Genomic DNA, 24664 nt, shown 5'->3' with positions numbered 1-24664 from the left:
TTTCTTGCGCCGTACCGGGTGGAGAGGAAGTAGCCCATGGCGGAGATCGACGACATCGACCATCGGCTGCTGCGTCTGCTGCGCGAGGACGGGCGCAGGACCTTCTCCGAGATGGCCGCCGAGATCGGCCTGTCGGTGGCCGCCGTGAAGCGGCGGGTCGACCGCCTGCGCGAGATCGGCGTCATCACGGGCTTCACCGTGCGGATCGACTACGCCAAGCTCGGCTGGGGCATCGAGGCGTTCACCGAGCTGCGCTACCCCGGCACGACCCCGGTCGGCAAGATCGTCCGTACCGCCACGGACGTGCCGGAGGTGCAGGAGGTGTTCACCATCGCCGGCGACCCGGACGCGCTCATCCACGTCCGCGTCCGCGACCTCGGCCACCTCCAGCAGGTCATCGACCGCCTGCGCCGCGCCGGCGACGTGACCGGCACCAAGACCCTGCTCGTGCTCGGCTCGTGGACCCGCGACCTCGGGCCGGTCGAGGATCTCAGTCGCCGTTCCCCCGGACACTGAGGCCGCCGGCGTTCAGGAAGTCGGTCAGCGGGCCGTCGGCGAGCCTGCCGGCCCGGTACTCCTGCCGCAGCTTGACCAGCAGGTCGCCGACGCGCCGGGCAGCCTTGTCGCCCCTGTCCCCGCCCCGGTCTCTCCCTCTGCCGTGGCCTCCGGACATGTCCCTGGCCGTCTTCCTGATCGTCTCGTGGGCGTCGCGGGCCAGCTTCGGCTCGATGCCGCCCCGCCTCTCCTGCTCCTGCACGGCGCGGTCGAAGGCGGCCAGCCACTCCTGGTAGCTCCGGTAGACGCGGCGCGCGGACGGCGTGGGAGACGGCCTTGGGGACGGCTTCGGGGACGGCCGAGAGGTCGTCCTGGTCACCCGGGGCACCGGGGTGGGTGACGTCCCGGCATGGGTGGCGGTGGGCGACGGGGCCGCGGCCGCGGGTTCCGCCTGCCCGCCGCCGTCGGACAGAGCCGCCACCCCGATCGTGACCACGGCGAGCCCCGCCACCGCGGCGCCGAGCCGGATGAGCGTGCGCCGCTCGGGCGACACTCCCGTCGTACGCCCCGCGGGCACGCCGGGCGGCAGGGTGCCGGGCGGGGCGGTGTCGAGCAGCGGGGTGTCGAGCAGCGGGGTGTCGAGCAGCGCCGTGTCGCCCGCACGCGCGCCGCCCGCGTACGGCGTCGGCGACGGGGGCGGAGTGGGTGCTCCCGCCTCCCACGCCGGCCTTTCGGCCGAAAGCGCGACGGCCGCCAGGATCCGGCGGGCGACCTCCGCGTCGGCGGGCCGGGCGGCGGAGTCCTTGGCCAGCAACGCCATGATCAGGCGCTCCAGCTCGGCGGGGATGTCGGGGCGGTGCCGACTGGGCGGCGCCGGGGCCTGGTGGATGTGCTGATACACCAGCTCAGGGGCCGACCCGGTGAACGGCGGGTGCCCGCACAGCAGCTCGTAGCAGACGCACCCCAGCGCGTAGAGATCACAGGCGGACCCGCCGCCCCTGCCGTCGATCTGCTCCGGAGCCAGGTAGGCGGCGGTGCCGACGACGGTGCCCACCATGGTGAGCCGCGCCGCCTCGGTCGCCACCTGGGCGACGCCGAAGTCGACCACCTTGAGCACGCCGCTCGCGGTGAGGTGCAGGTTGGCGGGCTTGACGTCCCGGTGCACGACCCCGGCGCGGTGCGCGGCGTCCAGGCCGGCGGCGGCCTGGCTCATGAGGTGACACGCCTCCGCCACGCCGTACCGGCCGCGGTCGAGCAGCTCCGCGGCCAGGCTGCGGCCGGTGAGCAGCTCCATCACCAGATAGGGCCGCGCGTCCTGCTCGCCCACGTCGAGCACCGTCACCACGTTCGGGTGGACGACGCGGGCGGCGGCCCTGGCCTCGCGGGCGAAACGTTCCCGCGAGGCGACCCCGGCGACCTGCGGCGTGAGGATCTTCACCGCCACCGGGCGGTGCGCCCGCAGGTCCCGGCCCCGCCAGACCTCGCCCATCCCGCCCTGGCCGATCAGCTCCTCCAGCTCGTAACGACCGCCGAGCGTGGACGGCACCACGTCCCGCACCTCCCCATGGCCACTCGCGCCCCTCATGATCGGGAGCCAACCTATCCTCTCGGGCGGGCGGGGCGGGAACGGACGGCGTTACGCGGGGGTCCGCGGTCGCGACGAGGCCGCGGCGTCCTCCGGCTGTGCCCGCCCTTCGCCGCGCCGTTCGTGGGCGGCGGCGAGGATGAGATAGGCGCCGGCCGTCCAGGTGTAGGCGCGGTCGCGCAGCCCCTCGCCGGTGCGCGCGTCGAAGTTCTCCGCGAAGCCGGACCGCTCGCACAGCGCGCGGAACCGGGCGCTGATCTCGTCGGCGAGCCCGGTGTGCCCGGCGCGGCGCAGGCCGTCCTCGATGAGCACGGTCGAGGGGGCCCAGATCGGTCCCCGCCAGTAGCCGTCGTCCTGGTAGTGCTCGGACTCGGGGTGCTCGGTGGCGGGCCCGAAGGCGGTCAGATGCGCGGCGATGCGTGCGGCGAGCGCCGTGTGCACCGGCTCGGGGAGCTCGTCGCCGAGCACGATGGGCATGAGGTCGAGCAGGCTGGAGCTCGACCAGGTGTGCCCCGTGTGCGCGCCGCGGGCGACGAACCGGTCCCCCGTCCACAGCTCGGCGAGCAGCGCGTCGCGCATCCGGTCGGCGGCGCCGGACCAGTGGGCCGCCGCGGACGGGTCGGGGGCCCGGCGGGCCAGCTCGCGCATCTGCAGGACGAGGAACGCGGCCAGGTCGGCGGTCTCCACGACGCGTTCGGGGTCGAAGCTGGTGGCGTTGTCCCAGCCGCTGTCGTTGCCGTGCTGGTAGTGCGGCAGTTCCCGGCCGGGGACACGCCGCGCCGTGAGCCAGAAGGTCGTCCAGCGTTCCAGCAGCCGGTAGACCTCATCCGCCTCCGCCGCCTCCGGGAGGCGGCGCAGGGCCCAGCCGTGGATGGGCGGCTTGACGAAGTTGTAGAGGATCTCCGAGTGGGTGACGGAGTCGGGCAGCGCGCCCGCGGCGTCCTGGTGGTCGAAGGGCAGCAGGAACTGGTCCCACGCCAGGCCGGGCAGGCCGCCGGCGAGGGCGAGGGCGTTGAAGCAGTGGTCCCAGCTCCACACCTTGTCCATCCAGTGCTTGGACATCAGCACGGCGGGCCGGGTGACGAACCCGGCCGGGCGCACGGTCGCCGACCACAGGACGTAGGCGGCCAGCTCGGCCGCGGGCGTCCGGTCGCTGCGCCAGGGCGCCACCGCCGCCGTGAACGCGTCGAACTCGGCCCGTGCCGCCTCGGCCACCTCCTCGAAGGCGCCCGTGCGCGTGTAGGGGGCGCGGGCGGTCTCGTACTCCTCGACGGCGATCTCCCATTCGCCGCTCAGGACGACGCCCCGCTCGGCGGCGCCGAGTGCCTGGGCGCCCCGCGCCTCGGCCTGCCCGGCGAGCACCGTGATCCGATAGCGGCGTCCGGTCTGGTAGACCGTGAAGACGAACGATCCGTCCACCGGATCCTGGTAGAAGTACGGGCCGCTGAACGGCGTCAGGACGGGGTCGGCGGCCAGGAGGCTCAGTCCGAGGCCCCGGCCGCGCAGCCGCACCGTGTCGGCGTTCTCGTAGGCGAGGTCGATCCGGCCGTCGGCGCCGCTCCAGGTGAGCCGGTGGGGCGTGGCGGTGACATCGCTTTCGGCGGACGGCGCCAGCCGCAGGATCGGATGCATGCCGGTCTGGTGGGAGACCAGATGCACGTCCCGCGCGTAGGTGTTCTGGGCGACCACCGGCGAGAAGCCGAACCAGGAGCCGCGGTAGCTGAACGGGATTTCCCGCAGGGAGAACACCGGGCCTGAAGCGGCGACGGTCATGAAGAGGGGGTCCCTTCTCGAAAAAAGGCTCAGTCCTTGACGGCGCCGGCGGTGACGCCTGCGGCGACGTAACGCTGGGCGACGATGAGCAGAACGGTGGCCGGGATGGAGGCGACCACGGCGGTGGCCATGATGGCGTTCCACTCCTGGTTGTTGTTGCCGATGTAGTGGTAGATCCCCAGCGTGATCGGCTGATGGGCGCCGCCCTGGTCGAGCGTGGAGGCGAAGACGAAGTCCGACCAGGCCCACAGGAACGCGAACAGCGACACCGTGATGACCGAGTTGCGGGAGACCGGCAGCACGATCGAGACGAACGTGCGCATCACCCCGGCGCCGTCCACCCGCGCCGCCTGCAGCAGTTCCTCGGGGATGCCGGACATGAACGTGGTGAGGATCAGTACGGCGAACGGCACCGCGAGGGTGGAGTCGGCCACGATCAGCCCGGGAACGGTGTTGAGCACGCCGGTGGTGAGGAAGATGGCGTAGAAGCCCATCGCCATGATGATCCCGGGGATCATCTGCGCGATCAGCAGCACGAAGCTCAGCACGCCGCCGCCGCGCGGGCGCAGCTTGGCCAGCGAGTACGCCGCCGGGGCCGCGATCACCAGCGTCAGGGCCACGGTGCCCAGCCCCACCACGAGGCTGGTGGCGAGGTAGGGCCCCTGCTGCTCCAGCACCGCGCGGTAGCCGTCCAGCGTGCCGTGCACGGGGAACCAGTAGGGCGGCGACTTGCGCATGTCCTGGTCGCGGGTGAACGAGACGTTGACCATCCAGTAGACCGGGAACAGCATCACGGCCGTCAGCGCCAGCCCGGCGACGGTCTTGAGCCGCCTCATGCCGCGGCCTGCCGTCGCTGCACGCGGATGTAGACGAGCCCGAAGACCAGCGCCATCACGATCAGCAGGTTGCCCACCGCCGCGCCCGGGCCGAAGGAGGGCAGCAGGTTGCCGAAGCCCAGCCGGTAGGACCAGGTGGCCAGCGTCGTGGACGCGTCGCTCGGGCCGCCCTTCGTCATAATCCAGATGATGTCGAACACCTTCAGCGTGTAGACCAGCCCGAGCAGCAGCGTGATCGCCGAGACCGGCCGCAGCAGCGGGAACGTCACGCGCCAGAACCGCTGCCAGGGGCCGGCCCCGTCGAGCGCCGCCGCCTCGTACACCGCCGAGGGGATCGCCTGCAGGCCGCTGTAGAGCACGACCAGGTTGAACGGGATCCCGATCCAGATGTTGGCGATGATCACCGACCACAGCGACCAGTCCGGCGACGTCAGCCAGTTGACCGGACCGGCGCCGACCCAGCTCAGGGCGGCGTTGACCACGCCGGATTCGCTGTTGAGCATCCACGACCAGGTCGACGCGGACACGATCAGCGGCAGCAGCCACGGCACCAGGAACAGCGCCCGCAGCGTCGCCGACAGCCGGAAGTTCCGGCTGAAGAACACCGCCAGCGCGAGCCCGATGGTGAACTGGAAGGCCAGCGACACCACCGTGAACACGATGGTGTGCCACAGCGCCGGGGCGAAGGTGGCGTCGGCGAACACCTTGGCGTAGTTGGCGAATCCGGCGAACGGCGCGTCCCCCTGCACGAACGAGCGCACCGTGTAGTTGCGGAGGCTCAGCTCGACGTTGCGATACAGCGGGTAGGCGTAGAAGATCAGCAGGTAGAGGACGACGGGGGCGAGGAACGCCCACGCCGCCCACTGCCCCGATCGGGTGCGCGCCGGCGTTCTCGTCGCTCGGCTCATGCTCATTACTGGGTCGCGCTCGCCGCCGTCGACTGCGCCGCCGCCATCGCCTCCTGCGGTGCCGTGGAACCGCTCAGCGCGGCCTGCATCGCCCCACATCGGCTCGGAGATCTTCGGGTACTTCGTGCCGAGGTTGTCGCTGGTGCGGCCCTTGGCCGCCTTGACCGCCTCCACCCACACCTTCAGCTCGGCGTTCTGCTCGACCTGCTTGGTCTGCACCGCTTCCGTCGGCGCGATGTACGACAGCGTGGTCGTGGTGGTCAGGGAGTTGTCGGTGCTGGTCAGGCAGCTCACGAGCTTCTGGGAGGTGGCGTAGCGTGCCGTGTCCGACTGCACCGGGATGCTCACGAACTCGCCGCCGGTCGGGGCGGGGGCGGTGCCGCCGTCCTTGGCGGGGATCGGGATGATGCCGTAGTCGAAGCCGGTCTTCTTGGCGTTGGCGAGCTGCCAGGTGCCGTTCTCGCCGAAGGCGAAGTCCCCGGTCGCGAACTCCTGCCAGCTCGTGGTCTGGGTGTTGTTGATGACCGAGTTGGGCGCGTAGCCCTTCTTGAGCCAGTCGGCCCACAGGGCCACCGATGCGACACCCTCGGGCGAGTCCAGTTTCGTGAGGTTCGCGCCCGAGCCCCAGAACCAGGGCAGGAACTGGAAACTGCCCTCCTCGGTGCCGATCGCCGAGAACGTGATGCCCTTCTTGCCCGCCGCCTTCACCTTCTCCAGCGCCGCGGTCAGCGACGCCCAGTCCTTCACCGAGTCGGCGTCCACCCCGGCCTTCTTCAGCACCTCTTTGTTGTAGTAGAGGGCGAGCGTGTTGGCCCCGATCGGGATGCCGTACGTCTTGCCGCCGAGCTGGCCGGCGGCGAGCAGGTTCGGCGCGATCGACGTGACGTCGAGCTTGTTCTCCTCTGTCGTCGTCAGCACGCCGGCCTCGGCCAGCGTCGAGACGACCGGGTTGTCCACGATCAGCACGTCCGGCGAGTTGCCCTGCTGGGCGGCCAGCAGCGCCTTGTTGGTCAGGTCGGTGGTGTCGTAGCCGGTCCGCTCGACCGTGACTCCCGCCTGCGTGCCGCACGTGTCCAGCAGCTTCACCCAGTCGGAGCTCTTGTCGTACTGGGGGTAGGGGTCCCAGATCGTGTAGGTCCCGCCTCCAGCGGCGGACTGGCCCGCGCCCGCCGAGGGGGCGCCGGCGCCGTCGGGCTGTGACGAGCAGGCGGCCAGCCCGGTGGCGGCCACGAGGACCGCCGCACCCATCCCGGCCGCACGCCGGCCGCTGAAACCTGGTCTCATGACGTGACCTCCACTGGCAGCGTTACGCGCCTGTTTCCGATCTGAGTCGAACCGATTCGGCGAATCGGTTCGCCGACGATAGGCCCGGCTCGGCGCGCGCGTCAATGGGGTACGCGGCCCGATTTGCGGAGACGCCTGCCGGACAGCGGGTCGGATGGCGGGTCGGATCGCTCGTGTCGGCGAGATGACGATGACATGCCGGAAGGGTTTCCGGACCTTGACCGCTTTGCGACAGCACGCTTATCGTCCAGTCGAATCGATTCGCTGAAGCGATTCGACTGGCCCCGACCCCTACATCACTCAGCCCCCCGCGAATGGGACAGCGCATGGCCGTACCCTTGTCCGGGCGAGCACGCAGGCGCGCGCCTCATGCCGTTCTCGCCTCCGTCCTCGCGATGACCGCGATCCCCCTTGCCGCTGCGCCGGCGCACGCCCTTCCGGCGGACAGCGCCGCCGCACCGGCACTCGTCCTCCACTACGACTTCGAAGGCGACCTGTCGAGCGGCGTCGTCGAGGACCGCTCCCCCTCCGGCCTCGACGGGGCCCTGGCCAACCCGGGCTCGGCCAAGACCGCCGTGGGTCCCGACGGCACGCAGGCCCTGTCACTCCCCGGCGGGGCGACCGGCTCGACGACCGCCCCCTTCGTGACGATCCCCAACGGCCTGTTCCGCGACCGCCACGCCATGACCGTCTCCACCTGGCTCAAGTGGGCGGGCGGCCCCGACTTCCAGTGGGTCTACAACCTCGGCAAGGACAACGCGACCGCCACCTTCGTCACCCCGTCCTACGCCGGCGACGCCACCACGAGATCGTCCATCAAACCGGTCAACGGCAGCGCCGAGGTGGGGGTGCCGGGCGCGCAGAAGCTGCCCACCGCTCAGTGGGTCAACCTCGTCACGACGATCGACGGCAAGACCCTCACCTACTACGTGAACGGCGTGGCCATCGGCAGCACCACCGCCCAGATCGACCTGGCCGCGGTGATGCACTCCGACCGCAACACCACCTCGGGCTTCCTCGGCAAGCCGTTCTGGGGCGGGCACCCGTTCCTGGCCGGCGATCTGGACGACTTCCGCGTCTACGACGCCGCCATGGACGCCGAGCAGGTCGCGGCGCTCGCCGGAGACCACAAGGCCACTGTCACCAAGGTCGACCAGGCCTCCTTCGCGATCACCACCTACCCGGGCATCGCACCGGCACTGCCCGCGACCGTCAACGCGCAGTTCTCCGACGGCATCCGCCGGGGCGTTCCGGTCGTCTGGGAGGCGGTCGACCCGGCCGCGTACGCCAAGCCGGGCCGGGTCACGGTCAAGGGCACCGCCTACGGGACCACGGTCGAGGCCACGGTCGACGTCGTCGCCAACGACCTGACCATCGACCTCGGCACCGAGACCGGCGCCTTCCACGGCGGCGCGTCGGGCACCCTGTACGGCGTGTACGGCGAGGGCGTGCCGACCTCCAACCTCCTCGAGGGCATGCGGCTGCGTACGGTCGCGACGAAGGCCCAGGACGGCCCGCAGCACCCGGGCGCGGACGCGCTGGAGGTGGTGAAGCCGCTCGCCGACAGCACCGGCGGCGACGTGTACATCTACATGACCGACATCTACCGGGGCTTCCCCTACGAGTGGCCCGGCACCACGCCCCAGGCCAGGCTGGACGACTTCAAAGCCAAGATCGCCAAACAAGTCGACCAGGTCCGCACTCTCGACCCGAAATATCAGGACCACATCGTCTTCGTGCCGTTCAACGAGCCCGAGGGCAACATGTTCGGCACCGGCACGTGGAGCTACAACAAGATCAGCTGGTTGAGCGACCCCCAGTACTACTTCAAGGCGTGGGACGAGGTCAACGCGCTGATCAAGGGCAAGCTGCCGAAGGCCAGGATCGCCGGCCCCAACACCAGCGTCCTGTACGACCAGGTGCAGGGCTTCCTGCGGCACGCCGTGCAGGCGGGGACGGTCCCCGAGGTCATGACCTGGCACGAGCTGGGCGACCCGGCCCGCATCCGCACCAACGTGGCGAAGTACCGCCAGTGGGAGCAGGCCATCTTCGCGGGCACCCCGTACGAGGGCAGGCAGCTCCCGATCAACCTCGACGAGTACGCCTTCAACTACCACACGTCGGTGCCCGGCCAGATGGTCCAGTGGGCCTCGGCCATCGAGGAGTCGAAGGTCGACGCCGACATCGCCTACTGGAACATCGACGGCAACCTGTCCGACTCGGCCGTCCAGGCCAATCGCGGCAACGGCCAGTGGTGGCTGCTCCACGCCTACGGCCAGATGACCGGCGACACGGTCAAGGTCACCCCGCCGCGGCCGAACGTCAGCTACACCCTGCAGGGCGTCGCGACGCTCGACAAGGCCAAGGCGCAGGCCCGCGCGCTGTTCGGCGGAGCGTCCGGTCTCGTCGGCGTCCACTTCGCCAACGTCGACACCGCGCTGTTGGGAGGCACGGTGCACGCCCTGATCCAGGAGATCCCCTGGACCGGCCAGGTCGGCGACTCCGCGCAGCCCCGGGTCGTCGCCGAGCTGAACCAGAAGGTGACGGACGGCGCGGTGACCTTCGAGTTCGGGTCCGCGCTGCCCGCCCTGAAGGAGTCGTCGGCCTACCAGATCATCCTCACTCCCGGCGACCACGCCTCCTCCGGCACTCCGGCGACCACGCTCTGGCAGGCCACGTACGAGGCGGAGAACGCCGGCCACACCGGCACGGGGTACAGCCGCAACGGCCCCGAGGGGACTCCGTCCGACGTCGGCAAGTTCTACACCTCCGGCGGCTACGACGTCGGCGGGCTGCGCACCGGCTCCGACGTCACGCTGAACTTCCCGGTGTCGGTCCCGCAGGACGGCACGTACGACCTGTCGGTCTTCGCGAACTCGCTGAACACCTACGGCGCGGTTCAGGAGCAGGGCCCGACCAACGTCTTCCTCCGCGTCGACGGCAAGGACGAGCGGGAGCTCCACCTTCCGCTGGGATACAAGTGGGTGGTCTGGGACCACACCGACACGAAGGTCACGCTGTCGAAGGGGGACCACACGATCACCCTGGCCACCAGGAGCCTCGACGGCACCCGCGCCACCAAGGGGGACGCGATCATCGACAAGATCGACCTGACCCTCGCCAACCCGGCCGCGAGCGAGTCCGTCTACGAGGCCGAGTACGCCACGCTCGACGGAGCGCGCACCGCCTACGGCGAGAAGAAGGTGTCCGGCTCCGGTGTGGCCGACCTGCGCAAGGGGCAGGCGGCGACGTTCTGGGTCTACTCGCCCGGCGACGGCGAGTCCACGCTGGGTGTCGACCTGCGCGGCGGCGGCAAGGGCACGCTGACCGTCAACGGGCAGGACATCGCCGAGCCGTCCGGGTCCTCCCAGATCAAGGCGTTCCTGTCCGGCGGCGTCAACAAGATCACCTACACCGCGCGGACGGGCAGGGTGCGGCTGGACCGGCTTACGGTCCAGAAGACCGAGGGCGCGCTCACGCCCGCCTGGTACGAGGCCGAGTCGGCCCACGTCGCCGGCGCCGCCAAGGTGGCCGCCTATCCGCTGGCGAGCGGCGGCAAGGCCGTCACCGACATCGGCGGCGCCCCCGGCGACGCCGGCACCCTCACCTTCGACGTCACCGCGCCCGAGAACGGGACGTACGCGCTGACGGTTCGCTACTCCAACCCCGAACAGTCCCCCGCGTCCCACTACAACCCCGACCCGCTGGCCCGCCACGCCGAGATCTCGGTCAACGGCGCCGCACCGCGGCGGGCCTGGTTCCCCCACTCCTTCCACGCCGACAACTTCTGGGAGCTGACCATCCCCGTCCAGCTCAAGAGGGGAGCCAACACCGTCGCCTTCGCCTCACGCGAGCTGCCGAACTTCGACGGCGCCACCTACATCTCCGAGACCTTCCCCGACATCCTGCTCCGATCGCGGTACGCCCCGATCATCGACAAGATCGCGGTGACGCCGATCGTCAAGTAACACGCCGGGCACCTCAGCCGGGCGGGGCCGACGGCCCCGCCCGGCATTCTTGTTCTCGGCGGAATTCAGGCCGGGCGGGCCCGGAGGCCGTCGAGCGCCATGCCCAGCACCCGCTCACGCTGCTCGTCGTCGACGAACCCGCCCCCGGTGATACCGGAGATCATCCGCAGGACGTCGTCGAAGGTCACGTCGCCGCGGACCTCCCCGGCCTCCCTCGCCCGGTCGAACAGCGGCCCCCCCGCCTCGTACATCGCGGTCCTGCTCGACCGCATCATCTCCGAGTCGCGATTGAGCGCCTCGGAGATGGCCCGCTTGGTGGCCACGTAGTCCACGAACCGGCGCAGCCAGGCGGCCAGCGCCTCCCACGGCGGCAGGTCCGCCACCTGCCCCGCGGCGTCGCACAGCTCGTCGATCTCGTCCAGGTAGACGCTGTCGAACAGGTCCTGCCGCGTGGGGAAGTTGCGGTAGAGCGTGCCGATGCCCACACCGGCGCGCCGGGCGACGTCCTCCAGCGAGGCACCCGTGCCGTGCTCGGCGAACGCCTCCCGCGCGGCGGAGAGCAGCGCGTCGAAGTTGCGCCGCGCGTCGGCGCGCTGGGGACGCCGCACCCTCGTCCGGGGGCCCTCGGCCGCCTTCTCCGTCACCGGTCTTCCTCCCGAGGTTGAAGTGGAGGCACCCCTCCGCTAATGTGGAGGCACGCCTCGACTTTAGCAGGCGGACATTCGCGTTCGCGTCCTCTCCCGCGACGCCCCCTGATCGTCGTTCTTGTCGCACGCCGTCCCCGTTGCCGGGGCGGCGTCGCCGGCGCGCCTCGCCGGGCCGGTTCCTCCTCTCGAAGGATCTCGATGTCACGCACCACCTCGCCGCAACGGCTGACCTTCCTCGCGCTGGCAGCCGCCACGGCCGCGTTCTCCATGCTGCAGTCCCTGGTCAGTCCCGTGCTGTCCACCATCCAGCACGACCTGCACACCGGTCAGAGCACGGTGACCTGGGTGCTCACCGCCTGGCTGCTGTCCGCGTCCGTCGCCACGCCGCTGATGGGCCGCATCGCCGACATGATCGGCAAGGACCGCACGCTGCTCGTCGCACTGGGCGCCATCGCGCTCGGCTGCCTCGTCGCCGCCGTCGCCCCCAACGTCGGGGTCCTGATCGTCGGCCGGATCATCCAGGGCCTCGGCGGGGCCGTGTTCCCCGTGTCGTTCGGGATCGTGCGCGACGAGTTCCCCGCCACCCGGGTGCCCTCGATCGTCGGCATCCTGTCGGCCGTCATCGCGGTCGGCGGCGGCGTCGGAATCGTGCTCGCCGGCCCGATCGTCGACGCCCTCGGCTGGCGCTGGCTGTTCTGGATCCCGGCGATCATCGTGGTCGCCACCGCCCTCGTGGCCTACCGCAACGTTCCCCGGTCGCCGGTGCGCACGCCCGGCCGGGTCAACTGGACGGCCGCGGCGCTGCTGTCCGGATGGCTGGTGGCGCTGCTGGTCCCGCTCAGCGAAGGACCGGCCTGGGGCTGGGGTTCGGCCGCCGTCATCGCGCCGCTCGCGGGCGCCGCGGTGCTGTTCGCGGCGTGGATCGCGGTCGAGCTGCGCTCCCGCGACCCGCTGATCGACATGCGCATGATGCGGCTTCCGGCCGTGTGGACGACCAACCTGGTGGCGCTGCTGTTCGGCGCCGGCATGTTCGCCTCGTACGCGTTCCTGCCGCAGTTCATGCAGATGCCTGTGGCCGTGACGGGCTACGGATTCGGATCGAGCGTCACCGGCGCCGGGCTGCTGATGCTGCCCATGCTCGTCACGATGGCCGTCGCCGGCACCGTGAGCGGCCCGATCTCCCGCGTCGCCGGGGTCAAGGCCCAGCTCGTGTGGGGATGCGCGCTCGGCGCGCTGTCGAGCGCCGGCATCGCCCTCTGGCACGACCGGCCCTGGCAGCTCGCCGCCGCGACCGCCGTGTTCGGGCTCGGTCTCGGCCTGGCCTACGCCTCGATGACCAACCTGATCGTGCAGAGCGTGCCGGCCGGCCAGACCGCCGTCGCCGGCGGAATGAACACCAACATCCGCACCATCGGCGGCTCCATCGGCACCGCCGTGATCAGTGCCGTCCTCACCGGCCACCTGCGCCCCGACGGCCTGCCGTACGAGTCGGGCTTCACCACCGCCTTCCTAGTGCTGGCCGTGACCCTGGCGGCCACCGTCGCCGTTGCGCTGCTGGTCCCGGGGGCGCGCCGCCGTACGGCGCCCGCCGCCGAGGCGGCCGAGCGGGTCCCGGCGGTCCCGGTGGGCACGGTGGGCACGGCCCGCTGAACATCACGCAAAGGAGACACATCATGCAGAGGACATGGCTCATCACCGGCGCCTCCCGGGGCCTGGGACACGCGCTGGCCCGGGAGGTGCTCGAACGCGGCGACCGCCTCGTGGCCACCGCGCGACGGCCGGAACTGCTGGACGACCTCGTCCGGGCCCACGGCGACCGGGCACGCGCCGTCGCGCTGGACGTCACCGACGCCGCGGCGGCGCAACGGGCCGTACGGCTGGCCGTCGAGGAGTTCGGCTCGCTGGACGTGCTGGTGAACAACGCGGGGTACGCGAACTCCTCGCCCATCGAGGAGACCTCCGACGAGGACTTCCGGGCGCAGTTCGAGACCAACCTGTTCGGCGTCGTCACCATGACCAGGGCCGCGCTGCCGGTGCTGCGCGCGCAGCGGTCCGGGCACATCCTGCAGATCGGCTCGGTCGGCGGCCGGGTTGGGGGCACGCCGGGGCTCGGCGCCTACCAGGCGGCCAAGTTCGCCGTCGAGGGGTTCTCGGAGGTGCTGAACAGCGAGGTCCGGCCGCTGGGGATCACTGTGGTCATCGTCGAGCCCGGCGGGTTCCGTACCGACTGGGGCGGCTCGTCGATGCGCATCCCGCCCGTGGGACCCGACTACGAGCAGACCGTCGGCCGGGTCAACGCCTACCGGCGCGAGGTGGACGGCGCCCAGCCGGGCGACCCCCGGCGGGCGGCCAGGGTGATCGCCGGGCTGGTCGACGTGGACGAGCCGCCGCTGCGGCTGCTGCTCGGCTCCGACGCGCTGCGCATGGCCGAGCAGGCGTCCCGCCTCCGCGCGGCGGAGGCGGAGCGCTGGGCCGCCGTCAGCCGTTCGACCGACTTCGACGGCGTCGTGGGGCTGACCGAGGAGCCGGTCGCCCGGCTCCTCGCGCACGGCGAACGGTGACGGCCGGGTCAGGCCCGCAGCTCGGGGAACTGATCGTCGCGCCACTCCCCGGACGGCGGGGCTCCGGCCTCCGCGGCGTCGCTCTCCCTGGCCCGCAGCTCGACCCGGCGGATCTTCCCCGAGATGGTCTTGGGCAGCTCGGCGAACTCCAGCCGGCGCACCCGCTGGTAGGGCGCGAGCCTTTCACGGGCGTGCCGCAGGATGGCCCCGGCGGTCTCCCGGTTCGGCTCCCAGCCCGCGGCCGGCACCACGTACGCCTTGGGCACGGCGAGGCGGATCGGGTCGGGGGCGGGCACGACCGCCGCCTCCGCGACGGCGGGGTGCTCGATGAGCACGCTCTCCAGCTCGAACGGCGAGATCTTGTAGTCGGACGCCTTGAACACGTCGTCGGTGCGTCCCACGAAGGTGATCGAGCCGTCGGCGTCCCTGACCGCGACGTCGCCGGTGTGGTAGAGGCCCTCGGACATGGCCCCCTCCGCACCGTCCAGATAGCCGGTCATCAGGTTGACCGGGCGGGCGGCGAGATCGAGGCAGATCTCGCCCTCGTCCGCCGGCCGGCCGGTCACCGGGTCGACGACGACGACCGGGACGCCGGGAAGGGGGCGGCCCATCGAGCCGGCCTTCACCGGCGCGCCGGGCGTGTTGGCGATCAGCGCGGTCGTCTCGGTCTGGCCGTACCCGTCCCGGACCGTCAGCCCCCACGCCCGCTCCACCTGGGCGATGACCTCGGGGTTCAGCGGCTCCCCCGCGGCGACCACCTCACGCAGGCTGCCCGGCCCGCCCCCGAGGTCGGCCTGGACGAGCATGCGCCAGACCGTGGGCGGCGCGCAGAACGTGGTGACCCCGGCCCGGCGGATCTGCCCGAGCAGGGCGGCGGCGTCGAAGCGGGAGTAGTTGTGCACGAACACCGTCGCCTCGGCGTTCCAGGGCGCGAAGAAGCAGCTCCAGGCGTGCTTGGCCCAGCCGGGCGAGCTGATGTTGAGGTGGACGTCGCCCGGCCGCACCCCGATGAAGTACATCGTCGTCAGGTGCCCGACCGGGTAGGACACCTGGGTGTGCCGCACGAGCTTGGGCCTGCTCGTCGTCCCCGAGGTGAAGTAGAGCAGCAGCGGATCACCGGGGGAGGTCCGGGCCTCGAACGGATCCGGCTCAGGCGTCGCGTAGGCGTCGCCGTACCGGAGCCACCCGGCGGCCTCGCCCACGCAGACGCGGCCGTACTCTCCCGGCACGCCGTCGAACTTGTGCGTGTCGGCCGCGTTGGCGATGACGTGCCGGACACGCCCCCGCTCCACGCGGTCGGCGAGGTCCGCCGTGCCCAGGGCGGTGGTCGCCGGCATGATCACCGCCCCGAGCTTCATCACCGCCAGCATCGACTCCCACAGCTCGACCTGGTTGCCGAGCATCAGCAGCACGTGGTCGCCCACGCCGACCCCCTGGGCGGCCAGCCAGGCCGCCACCTGGTCGGAGCGGCGGGCCATCTCGTCGAAGGAGTAGCGGCGCTCGGAACCGTCCTCCTCGACGATCCACAGCGCCGTACGGGGATTTCCTCTGGCGATCGCGTCGAACCAGTCCGTGGCCCAGTTGAACCTGTCGCCGAAGACCGGCCAGGCGAACTCCCGTGCCGCCTGCCCGGGCTCCTCCCTCAAGCCGAGCAGCAGGTCGCGGGCTTCTCTGAAGACTTGGGTGCTGGTCGTCTCGCTCACGGTGACTCCTTCGTCGCGCAGGCCACGGACGTCAACGTACGACCGCCCCTCGCGCCGTGTCACCCCCGGAGATCCGCCAGCAGGGAGCCCGCGACGGCTTCCTCGTAGACCGCGGTCCACCGCTCGCCCATCGCGTCCGCGAGGGCGGGATCCCAGGGTGTCGGCACCGGCCGCCCGGCGAGCCGCAAGTGCTCGTCGCCTTCGGGGAGGTCGCCGAGGTTCGCGAGACCGGCGAGGTAATCGGCGGCGGTCATGCGCCAGAGCTCCGCGCTGTAGCGCCGCGCCACGGCACCGGCCATGTCCACTCCCGGCCAGTCGAAATCGCCGTGGTAACGCAGGCGGGCCCCTCCGCGTACGGCTGTCGCCGCCAGCCGATGGAATGCTGTCGACGGACGTCCCTCGGTGCAGACGAGGGGCGGGCATTCCGGCCCGAGTTCCACCGCCGCGCGCCGCAGCACGGCGGGGTTCTCGCACACGTGGACGACCGGGGCGCGCAGGGCGATGGAGAAGGTGGTGAGCTGGTGGAGCGTGACCTGGAACGGAGTGCCGAAGCGGGCGGCGCCGGTCAGCCACTCCCCCAGCCCCTCGCCCTCCGCCGGCAGGTTCAGGACGAGGATCCGGCTGGCGAGGTCGTCGACGACCACCTCATAGCAGTCCCACAGATCCCGGCGCTCCTCCGCTGTGCTCGGGGCCGGAACGCCCGCGCGGATCGCCAGGGCCCGCAGCACCAGGGTGGACAGGGTGGCCGGATGGTCGAGCGCCTTCGGATGACCCGTGATCTTGGTGGCCAGCCCGGCGAGGGTGATCTCCGGGTCGTCCTCGGGCCGCGCCTCGAGGAACTCCAGGACGCGGGCGGCCCTGGCGAGCGCCCCGGCCGTGCGCGGGCGGCCGGCAAGCCTGCTCACGGTGCCGTCGCGGCTCACCTCGTCGAGCCACCCGCGGTACCACTCCGCGCTCTCGTCCAGCGGGCTCTCCTTCGCGGGCCGAAGGACCTCGTCGCGGGCGGCGAGTGCGCGGGCCGCCTCGCGGGGGCGGTTCCGCAGCGGCCCGCCGAGCGTCTCCAGCAGGTCGACGAGGCCGAGGTTGGTCCCGGCGCGTACGACGGCGTCGAGCTCGCGCAGCGTGACGCCGATGCGCTTAACGCCGGGTTCGCGGTAGCCGATGATGCCGATAAGCGCCTTGCGCTCCGCCTCGTCGGGCTTGTAGACGCCGACCGAAGCGTCCAGGCTGCCGCCGTTGCTTTCCAGACGGCGCCGCGCGGCCTGGAGCAGGCGGCGATACTCCGGCCCCCGGTAGCGCTCCACCGCTTTTGCGGTCACTGTCATACGCTGGCCTCCGTGTCGTCGGGCTCGTCGTCGCCGTCGGCGGCGAGGAGGGTGCCCTCGGTGAGGGCGGGGGCGCGGCGGCTCGGCCGGAAGCCGAGCAGCGTCTCGGCCAGCTCCTCGTTGCCGGAGAACCCGGCGTCGGCGTCGACGGTCTGGGCGCCGTCCCAGAGCATGAGCATCGCCGACACCGCGTGCGCGCTCTTGTCGTGGTGCATGTCGTAGTGCGCGGCCATCGGCACGGTGTCGAAGTGGATCCACAGGTCGTGGCCGGTCATGAACAGATCGAGGCCGAACTTCACGGTCAGCCCCAGCAGCTCGGGCTTGTACCGGTCGTCGATGCCGGCGAACGCCTCGTCCAGCGCGATCATCCGCGGGCATGTGGGCTTGGCGGACGAGTAGAGGGCGTTGGCCGCGGCGAACAGCGGGAGGTGGATGGCCGCCGACTTCTCCCCGCCGGACATCTCCTCGTGCTTGGCCCGGGTGAGCTTCACCTCCTTCTCCCCCGGCACGGCGAGCACCAGCTCGAAGCCGTACCAGGTGCGGTAGTCGAGCACGTCGGCCAGCGCCTGCTTGTAGGTGGCGCGCGGATGGGCGGCCCGGTAGTCGCGGATCATCTCCCGCAGCAGGCCGCGCAGCTCGCCCAGCCCGGCCGCGCCGAGCCCCTGCGCGTCCCTGTCGAGGAGCCGCGAGACCGCGACCTGCCGGTCGTTCAGCCGGTCGGAGCGGCCCCATCGGATGCCGATCCTGGTGCCGGACGACATGGGCCGTGACCGGGTGTCCTCGTTCATCCCCCGCACCAGGTCGCGCGCGGTGCGGACCCGGTCGTGCACCTGCTGGGCGAGCGTGGTGAGCAACTCGTCCTCCAGCACCGTGCGCTCCCGTTCCTCGAGCAGCAGCCCCTGCTCTTGGACGCGGTCGGCGACCCGCCGGGCGAACGCCGCGACGGGATTGCGGCCGCCCTCGTCGCTGACGTAGACCATGACGACGCCGGTGGGGTCGTGCTCCAGGCGATAGTCCTCGGCGCAGCCGTCGAGCGCGTCCTGGAAGGTGCGCAGCGAGGCCGACAGCCGGCTCGCGGCGTTCTTGAGCGCGCTCTCCCCGGGCACGCGGATGTCGGCCATCTCCGCGGCGAAGGCGTCCAGCAGCGCGGCCACGTCTCCCGGCAGCACCCGGCCGACCAGGGCGGCGGGGTCCGGCGGCTGTCCACCCCCCTCTCCGGCGGCGGAGCGGGCGGACAGCTCGGCGGCCACCGAGGCGGCCGCCTCCGCCGGTTCGGGCCAGCCGACGTGGGCGGGCCACGGCGTGGTGGCGGTGACGCCGAGCAGCGGGCGCAGTTCCAGATGCGCGTACGGCCCGAACGCCGCGACGTGCTCGAAGAGGTGCCCGAGCGCCTGGCCGAGGGAGGCCTGGCCGTGCCTCAGGTCGGCCTGGGCGACGATCAGCGCCTCGTTCTCCCGCGCCGCCGTGGCGGCGTGCTCTTCGCACCGCCCCCGGACCTCGGCGAGACGGCGCTCGGCCTCGCCGATCTGGGCGAGCACCTCGCGCAGCGGCGCGTCCAGGGCCTCCTCGCCCGCCCTGAGCTCCTCGGCGTCGGCCCGGTGCTCCCGCTCCTTGTCCTCCAGGGCGCGGGAGTCCGCGTCGTGCCGCTCGCGCTGCCGAGCGATGGCGGCCTGCCGCGACGCGAGGTCCCGCTCCTCGGACGCGGCCCGCTCGCGGCCGTCGTGCAGCCGCTGCGCCGTCGTGAGGAAGTCGTCGACGGCCCGCGCGACCGCGTCGACCTCCTGTTCGGCGACGGGCATGCTCCGTTCCGCCGCGACCTGCCGCAGCCTCCGGCGCGCCGCGTCGACCTGGGCCACCGCGGCGTCGAGGTCGCGGCGGCGGTCCGCGAGCGCCGCCCGCGCCTGGGCCAGCAGCGCGGACTCCTGCGACACGCGGGTGACGGCTTCGACCACCGCCGTGGCGGGCGGAAGCTCCCGCCGGGCCCGGGCGAAGTCCTCAAGGCGGCGGTTCGCGCGCGCCAGGTCGCGCTGGGCGTCCTCGTGCGCCCGGCTCGTCTCACCGATCGTCTCGTCATACTCGGCGAGCCTGGCCGCGCGGCGGTTGGCCCGGTTCGTGGCGCCGATGTACTCGGGCGACGGCTTGGGCCGGGCGCCGAGGAGGAGCCCGAGGCCGAACTGTGCCCGGCCGGTCACCGTCGGCGCGGGACCAGCCTGACGATCCCGGGCGGGCGTGATCGTGTCGGCGACCGCGACCGACCGCAGCACGTCCGCGACGACCGCCGCCGGCACCAGGTCCTGCTCCTCCGGCACGAGGACGTCGGCGAGCGTACGGCCGGAGGGGCGGCTCTCCTCGGGGAGCGGCAGCAGGTAACCGTCGGATTCCAGGACCTCGACGGCGTCGAGGGTGTGCCGGGCCTGCGGGTGCACCCAGGCGGTCAGCAGTCCCGCGCCGTACAGCGCGCCTTCGAGGCCGGCCGCCTCCTTCTCGTCGAGGTCGGCGGCGAACCGGACGAGCCGCCACAGGGGCGCCCCCGGGCGTCCGTCACGGTCCGCCGTCCTGCGGTCGTCGTGCGGCGGCGCCTCGTCGCGCTCCGCCGCGATCTCCTCCCGCTCGCGGCGCAGGCGGACGAGGCCGGCGGCGAGGTCGCGCGCCCGGGCGGACAGGCGTTCCGCGGACCTGGCCGCCTCCGTCCGCCGCTCCTCGGTCCGCACGCTGTAGACCTCGGCCAGGGACGGCGCCCCGGCGTCTCCGGCGTGGGCGAGCGCCTCCGCCAGCGCCGCCACGTCGGCGGGCCCGGCCACCGCCTCGTCGTCCTCCGGGTTCAGGTCTCCTGGCGCGTCTCCCGTGGGCTCGGACGAGCCGCCCCAGCGGGCGGTCCAGACGTCGAGCGCCCCGCGGGCCTGACGGCGTGCCGTCACCAGCGCGGCGTCGGCGGCCTCGCACCGCGATTCCCGTTCCTCTACGTCCTTGTCCGCCTTGTCCCTGTCGGTCTCCGCCCGCAGCCGGTCCCGCTCCGCCCCCGACACCCGGGCGATCTCGTCGCGGACCATCGCGACGTCGTCCCGGCGGGCGGTGGCGCGTGCCCTCACCGTCGTGAGCAGGTCCTCCCCCGTGTCGGCCGGGCCGTCCCCGTCGTGGGAGACGCCGGCTCGCTCCGCCGCGTCGGCGAGGTCGGTGGCGTGGCGGACGATCGCCGCCCGCGCGCCCTCCAGCCGCTCCGCGAGCTCGCCCGCCTCGCCCTCCAGGGCGGTCAGGTGCTCGGCGCCGTCCGCCAGCCGGGCGCGCTCCCGCTCGATCTCCTCACCGGTCTTGACGATCTGACGGCGGCGCAGTTCCAGCTCGCCCCGGGCGCGGTAGGCGTCGTCCGCGCGCAACGCGGCGAGCCGGCGCTCCAGCCCTTCTCGTTCGGCTTCGGCCTCGGCGGCCGCCGCCGAGGCGGCCTCACGTGCCGCCGCGGCCCCCTTCCGCGCCTCCTCCGCGCGCACGAGCGTGCGGGCGTGCTCCACCGCTCCGTCCATCTCCGTGTGGATGCGGGCGAGCCGGGCCTTCGCATGGGTGCGCAGGTACGCGACGTAGTCGGTGAGGAACGCCCGTACGGCCGCGTCGGCGACGGCGAAGTCGTCGAACTGCTTCTGGACCGCCGCCAGGTTCTCGAAGTCGCGGGCCGCCTGGTCGACGAGCTCCTCGTCGATGGGGCTGAGACCCGAGGTGAGCGTGCCGGAGACCTTGTCGGGGTCGAGGTCCTTGGCCAGCAGCGGGCGGCGCAGCGCCAGCAGCAGGTCGAGAAGCTGCGTGTAGCGCTCCCTGCCGAGCCCGAACAGGCGGGCGTCCACCGCGTCCCGATACTGGGTGGCGGTCTCGCTGTGGGCGTCCGGGCCGAGGACGGCCTTGAGCTGCCGCTCGGTCAGCGGCCGGGAGTCGGGCGCCAGCAGCCCGAAGTCGACGCCGAGGCGCCTGTCGGTGACGAAGAACGAGGTCCGCACCCCGTCTCTGTGCCGGTGCGCGCGGATGCCGATGATGAGGGTGACGGTCTCGTCGGTCACGGCGGGCTCCGCCCCGATCTCCCGCCGGGCGAACTCCATCCACACGTAGCCGTACTCGGCCTCCTGCCCCCGATAGAGCAGGTTGGACTTCATCGTGCGGTTCTCGCCGCTGAACGGGTCGAGCCGCCGGGCGTCCGCCACGCCGTCGAGGATGAACGGGAAGAGCACCTCCAGCGCCTTGGTCTTGCCCGAGCCGTTGTGCCCGCGCAGCACCAGCCGCCCGTCGGCGAAGGCGAACTCCTCGTCCACGTAGTCCCAGACGTTGATCACACCGGCCCTGCTGGGCTGGAACCGGTCGCTCGGCGGCGTCATCGCTCCTCCTCCTGCGTGAACGAAACCTCCTGGCCGGACGAACCCTGCTGGCCGGACGAACCCTGCTGGCCGGACGAACCTCGCTGCGCCGCCGGCTCCGGCAGGGCCACCAGCGACAACTGGCCGCCCGACGTCCGGGTGGGCAGGGCGGCCCGGATGTTGCGGTAGCGCAGCGCGGCGGGCAGGACGAGCACGCCTCCGGGCACCGGCCTGAGCAGCGTCAGATCCGCGAGGAAGCCGACGACGGCGTCGAGCAGCCCCTGGGGATCCTGCTGCCAGACGCTGGTGAACGAGGCCGCCCCGAACTCGTCGTACAGCTCGGTCATCATCGTCTCCAGGCGGCTGCGCTCCACGAACGGCGCCTCGGCGGGCGCGGACCGGTCGTCGGGGGACGGCTCGGCCTCGGACGGAGACCAGGCGAGCTCGGCGACGATCCCGTCGCGGGGCAGGCCCGCGTCCATCCGCGCCACGAGGCGGGCCTGGTCGTGAGCGAGCGCGGGCACGGGCAGCCGCTCCGGCACGTGCTCGGGGTCCTCCAGCAGGTCGGCGACCTTCGCCAGCAGCAGCCCCGCCGCCCGGCTCACCGCGTTGCCCCGGCCCGGGAACGGCCGGTCGGTGAAGACGCCGCCCGGATCGGCGAGCATGACGCCCTCCGCGCGCCGTTCCAGCACCAGGCCGGTGAACCGGACGAGGTCCTCGGCGAGGCCGGGGGTGCGCAGCGCGTCGGCCACCTCGGGCTCGACGTCCGCGTAGTACACCACGGGGAACTCGACGAGCAGCCGCCGCGCCCTGCGGGCCGGGTTCGCGTGCGGCGGCTCGTGCACCAGGCCGGCCGCGCTGGTGAGGTGCTGGACGGGCCGGGCCGGCTTGAACAGCAGCGCGCAGATGTCATGGTCGATGTCGTACAGCGCGTCGCCGCGTTCGGTGTCGCGCGCCCACCACTCCAGGCTGCCGTCGGACAGCCGGAGCGCGCCCCGGTCCACCAGCCAGCCCAGCACGTCGACGACGGCGGCCTTGTGCGATCCGATCGCGGGGTCGAAGCCGAGGCCGTCGATGGAGTTGGCCAGCGGGGTGAAGATCCGCACCAGGTCCGCCAGGCTGATCTCGATGCGGGAGCGCTGGAACGACCCGAGCACCAGGCACAGGTAGGCCAGCCGGCGGCGGTCGAACGGCTTGCCCTTCCGGGAGAAGATCGAGCGCTGCGTCTCGTCCAGGACGTCGAGGTGGCGGACCAGCCGCACATGGTGGGTCGTGGCGATCAGCGTGTAGCCGAGCAGTTCGCGGAAGTCGCGCGTCATCTCGTCGGCCCAGCGCAGCACCTGGTCGAGCACGCCGGGACGCGGCCGGTCCTTGGTGATCAGGTCGCAGGTCAGCACGCGGCGTACCGCCTGCTGGTAGGAGCCGAGGTCGGCGACGGAGACGCCGGCGGCGACCCGGGCGCGGGGAGTCGTCACCGGGCACCCCCTGTTTCCGAGCCTGTTCCCGAGCCGGTTCCCCGGCCTGCCGCCGAACCCGCCTCCGGAGTCCGCGCGGCGAGCTCGACCCGGAACCCGGGCAGGTGGAGCAGTCCCTGCGCGGTGCGCACGGCGCTTCCGGCCTCGCTCGGCACGAGCCGGACCATCACGGCGTCGTTGGCGCCGGATCCTCTCTTCAGGCGGCCGGCGACGACCGTGCGGCCCTCCAGCGCCCGTGTCATCAGTTTCAGCAGGACCCGGGTCTCGGACTCGTCGAGCGCCCGCCCGTGCGCGCCCAGCTCGGTCAGGTGGCCGGCGGCCTCGCGTTCGGCCGCGCGTTCCGCCGCCTGCTCCCGGCGCAGCGCCGCCCGCGCCCCGGGGTTGCCGCGCACCGGCGTGGGCACGCCCGTCGTGGGCGCCTTGCCGCTGCGGAAGAGCGTGACCGACACCTCCACCCCCGGCGCGTCCCACCAGGTCGCCCTGGGCGAGATCTGTTCGGTGTCCTCGTGGGCCGTGCCCAGGTGCCGGGCGCTCCGCAGGTTGAACGCCGCGCCCGTCAGCGCGTGGGCGGCGCCCTCGTCCGGCGCGTTCCAGACCCATTCGGCCAGGTGCCGCAGCTGGGTGGCCCGGTTGACGCCGCCGCGCTGCGCCTCCGAGATCTGCCGGAGCAGCGCGATCACCCCCGACACCGCGATGCGTGTGGCGTTGCGCAGCTCTCCGGCGCGGGACTCCTGTGGCCCCTCAGGGGCGAACCACGCCCGCAGGACCGACCAGCGGCGGCGCCAGTCCTCCAGCCGCTCGTGCCGCTCCATGAAGGGCCGCTCGTCCGCGGCCGCCGCGCGGTCGAGCAGGGAGGCCAGGCCGCTCGCCTCGACGTCGCGTACGGCGGTGGCCAGGCGGGGCAGGTAGCGGTCGAGCTCCGCCATGAACTCGGACATGTGCGTCAGCAGGGCGTTCTTGTAACGCAGGAACGTCTCGGGGGAGGCGTCGGTGGATCTGATGATCTCGCCCAGCGTCACATGGAAGTGCGCGGAGCGGCGCCCCATGTCCTCCATCACCGAGTCCAGCCGCGACAGCCGGCGATAGACCTGCTCGCCCTCCCCCGCGCGGTTGGCCGCCGCGAGCGCCTTGAGGTCCTCAAGGATGTCGGAGAAGACCAGGCGCGACAGGTTGGCGTCCTGGATGCGGGCCGCGAGCAGCCCCTCGACCGAGGTGTACGCCCAGTAGCCGAGCTCGCTGAACTGGTAGACCGACTGCCTGTTGCGGTAGCGGACGAGGTTGCCGGCCCGGGACGCGTCGTCGAACCGGTGCACCACCCCGTCCTCGTACAGGGCGTCCAGCCGGTCGCGCAGGTTGCCGTCGAACGTGGGCACCTCGTCGTGGAGCCGCGTCAGCTCGTTCAGGGCCGACTGCACCTCCCCGGCGTCCACCTGGACCCGGTGCACCTCCCGCAGCCGGTCCATCGCCCGCAGGACCCAGAGATAGGCCACATGGTCGTCGCGCCTGGTGAAGTTGAACAACCTGAACCGATCGCTGATCGCCAGCGAGTCGAGGTCCAACGCCCTGCGGTCCGCCATCCGGTCCCCCCGATCCGTGTGCGGGTCGGTGCCACCGTTCCGTGCCGCACCCGCCCGATCGCGGAGTCCCGCCCACCAGGAGAGGCGGGCGGGGCTCCGCGTGCCGAGAAGACCGTATTGGAGGGCACCGACAGTTGCGACCTGCCCGGGGGCAGGAAGCGGGGGCAGGAAGCGGCGGCCTCGGCTCACGGAG

General features: G+C 72.4%; 14 protein-coding genes. 4 read left to right on the top strand and 10 right to left on the bottom strand.

Annotation, left to right across the window (positions count from 1 at the left end; genetic code table 11):
• The first annotated feature begins 36 nt into the window (after window positions 1-36).
• Window positions 37-516, top strand: coding sequence for an Lrp/AsnC family transcriptional regulator (locus tag ACIBK1_RS15710; RefSeq protein ID WP_051762810.1), 480 nt, complete (start codon window positions 37-39; stop codon window positions 514-516).
• Here the strand turns inward: ACIBK1_RS15710 and ACIBK1_RS15705 are convergent.
• From ACIBK1_RS15705 to ACIBK1_RS15690, 4 genes are read right to left on the bottom strand one after another with little or no spacing between them, the layout of a single operon-like run.
• Window positions 491-2080 carry a serine/threonine-protein kinase gene (locus ACIBK1_RS15705; RefSeq protein ID WP_396735441.1) on the bottom strand — a complete coding sequence of 530 codons (1590 nt, stop codon included), beginning with the start codon at window positions 2078-2080 and terminating at the stop codon, window positions 491-493. The two genes, ACIBK1_RS15710 and ACIBK1_RS15705, sit on opposite strands and share 26 nt — an antisense overlap.
• Window positions 2081-2131: 51 nt before the next feature.
• Window positions 2132-3853 (bottom strand): amylo-alpha-1,6-glucosidase, encoded by a 1722-nt coding sequence (locus tag ACIBK1_RS15700; RefSeq protein WP_396735438.1) that lies wholly within the window; start codon window positions 3851-3853, stop codon window positions 2132-2134.
• Window positions 3854-3882: 29 nt separating this feature from the next.
• Window positions 3883-4689, bottom strand: coding sequence for a carbohydrate ABC transporter permease (locus ACIBK1_RS15695; RefSeq protein WP_396723098.1), 807 nt, complete (start codon window positions 4687-4689; stop codon window positions 3883-3885).
• Window positions 4686-6881 (bottom strand): extracellular solute-binding protein, encoded by a 2196-nt coding sequence (locus ACIBK1_RS15690; RefSeq protein ID WP_396735435.1) that lies wholly within the window; start codon window positions 6879-6881, stop codon window positions 4686-4688. The genes ACIBK1_RS15695 and ACIBK1_RS15690 overlap by 4 nt, the downstream gene beginning before the upstream one ends.
• Window positions 6882-7276: 395 nt before the next feature.
• On the opposite strand from ACIBK1_RS15690, the gene ACIBK1_RS15685 reads away from it, so the two are divergent.
• Window positions 7277-10849 carry a LamG-like jellyroll fold domain-containing protein gene (locus tag ACIBK1_RS15685; RefSeq protein ID WP_396735433.1) on the top strand — a complete coding sequence of 1191 codons (3573 nt, stop codon included), beginning with the start codon at window positions 7277-7279 and terminating at the stop codon, window positions 10847-10849.
• A gap of 65 nt (window positions 10850-10914) precedes the next feature.
• Here ACIBK1_RS15685 and ACIBK1_RS15680 read toward each other — a convergent pair whose 3' ends face one another.
• Window positions 10915-11493 carry a TetR/AcrR family transcriptional regulator gene (locus tag ACIBK1_RS15680; protein WP_363419504.1) on the bottom strand — a complete coding sequence of 193 codons (579 nt, stop codon included), beginning with the start codon at window positions 11491-11493 and terminating at the stop codon, window positions 10915-10917.
• A gap of 201 nt (window positions 11494-11694) precedes the next feature.
• On the opposite strand from ACIBK1_RS15680, the gene ACIBK1_RS15675 reads away from it, so the two are divergent.
• Together ACIBK1_RS15675 and ACIBK1_RS15670 are read left to right on the top strand one after the other, a co-directional pair.
• A complete protein-coding gene (locus ACIBK1_RS15675; protein WP_396735429.1) occupies window positions 11695-13146 on the top strand; it encodes an MFS transporter in 1452 nt (483 codons plus the stop codon).
• 23 nt (window positions 13147-13169) lie between these two features.
• A complete protein-coding gene (locus ACIBK1_RS15670) occupies window positions 13170-14057 on the top strand; it encodes an oxidoreductase (protein ID WP_396735427.1) in 888 nt (295 codons plus the stop codon).
• An 8-nt stretch (window positions 14058-14065) separates the two neighbouring features.
• Here the strand turns inward: ACIBK1_RS15670 and ACIBK1_RS15665 are convergent, their stop codons facing one another.
• Genes ACIBK1_RS15665 through ACIBK1_RS15645 form a run of 5 tightly spaced genes read right to left on the bottom strand, consistent with a single transcriptional unit; the run spans window position 14066 to window position 24471 of the window.
• Entirely contained in the window at window positions 14066-15760 is a 1695-nt protein-coding gene (locus tag ACIBK1_RS15665) for an AMP-binding protein (RefSeq protein WP_396735424.1), read from the bottom strand.
• 59 nt (window positions 15761-15819) lie between these two features.
• Window positions 15820-17085, bottom strand: coding sequence for a TIGR02679 family protein (locus ACIBK1_RS15660; protein WP_396735421.1), 1266 nt, complete (start codon window positions 17083-17085; stop codon window positions 15820-15822).
• Complete coding sequence (locus tag ACIBK1_RS15655) at window positions 17082-21440, bottom strand: SbcC/MukB-like Walker B domain-containing protein (RefSeq protein ID WP_396735418.1); 4359 nt, start codon at window positions 21438-21440, stop codon at window positions 17082-17084. The genes ACIBK1_RS15660 and ACIBK1_RS15655 overlap by 4 nt, the downstream gene beginning before the upstream one ends.
• Window positions 21437-22894: a DUF2398 family protein gene (locus ACIBK1_RS15650; RefSeq protein ID WP_396735416.1), complete on the bottom strand. Its 1458-nt coding sequence runs from the start codon at window positions 22892-22894 to the stop codon at window positions 21437-21439. The genes ACIBK1_RS15655 and ACIBK1_RS15650 overlap by 4 nt, the downstream gene beginning before the upstream one ends.
• A complete protein-coding gene (locus ACIBK1_RS15645) occupies window positions 22891-24471 on the bottom strand; it encodes a TIGR02677 family protein (RefSeq protein ID WP_396735414.1) in 1581 nt (526 codons plus the stop codon). The genes ACIBK1_RS15650 and ACIBK1_RS15645 overlap by 4 nt, the downstream gene beginning before the upstream one ends.
• Between the last annotated feature and the right edge of the window lie 193 nt (window positions 24472-24664).

Origin of the sequence: Microbispora rosea (assembly GCF_044460045.1) — a bacterium.
Lineage (GTDB): Bacteria > Actinomycetota > Actinomycetes > Streptosporangiales > Streptosporangiaceae > Microbispora > Microbispora rosea.
This window is presented reverse-complemented; position numbering and strand designations above follow the sequence as displayed.

Coding starts and splice junctions, on each gene's coding strand:
- ACIBK1_RS15710 (WP_051762810.1), top strand. CDS start 37: ATGGCGGAGATCGACGACATCGACCATCGGCTGCTGCGTCTGCTGCGC.
- ACIBK1_RS15705 (WP_396735441.1), bottom strand. CDS start 2,080: ATGAGGGGCGCGAGTGGCCATGGGGAGGTGCGGGACGTGGTGCCGTCC.
- ACIBK1_RS15700 (WP_396735438.1), bottom strand. CDS start 3,853: ATGACCGTCGCCGCTTCAGGCCCGGTGTTCTCCCTGCGGGAAATCCCG.
- ACIBK1_RS15695 (WP_396723098.1), bottom strand. CDS start 4,689: ATGAGGCGGCTCAAGACCGTCGCCGGGCTGGCGCTGACGGCCGTGATG.
- ACIBK1_RS15690 (WP_396735435.1), bottom strand. CDS start 6,881: ATGAGACCAGGTTTCAGCGGCCGGCGTGCGGCCGGGATGGGTGCGGCG.
- ACIBK1_RS15685 (WP_396735433.1), top strand. CDS start 7,277: ATGACCGCGATCCCCCTTGCCGCTGCGCCGGCGCACGCCCTTCCGGCG.
- ACIBK1_RS15675 (WP_396735429.1), top strand. CDS start 11,695: ATGTCACGCACCACCTCGCCGCAACGGCTGACCTTCCTCGCGCTGGCA.
- ACIBK1_RS15670 (WP_396735427.1), top strand. CDS start 13,170: ATGCAGAGGACATGGCTCATCACCGGCGCCTCCCGGGGCCTGGGACAC.
- ACIBK1_RS15660 (WP_396735421.1), bottom strand. CDS start 17,085: ATGACAGTGACCGCAAAAGCGGTGGAGCGCTACCGGGGGCCGGAGTAT.
- ACIBK1_RS15655 (WP_396735418.1), bottom strand. CDS start 21,440: ATGACGCCGCCGAGCGACCGGTTCCAGCCCAGCAGGGCCGGTGTGATC.
- ACIBK1_RS15645 (WP_396735414.1), bottom strand. CDS start 24,471: ATGGCGGACCGCAGGGCGTTGGACCTCGACTCGCTGGCGATCAGCGAT.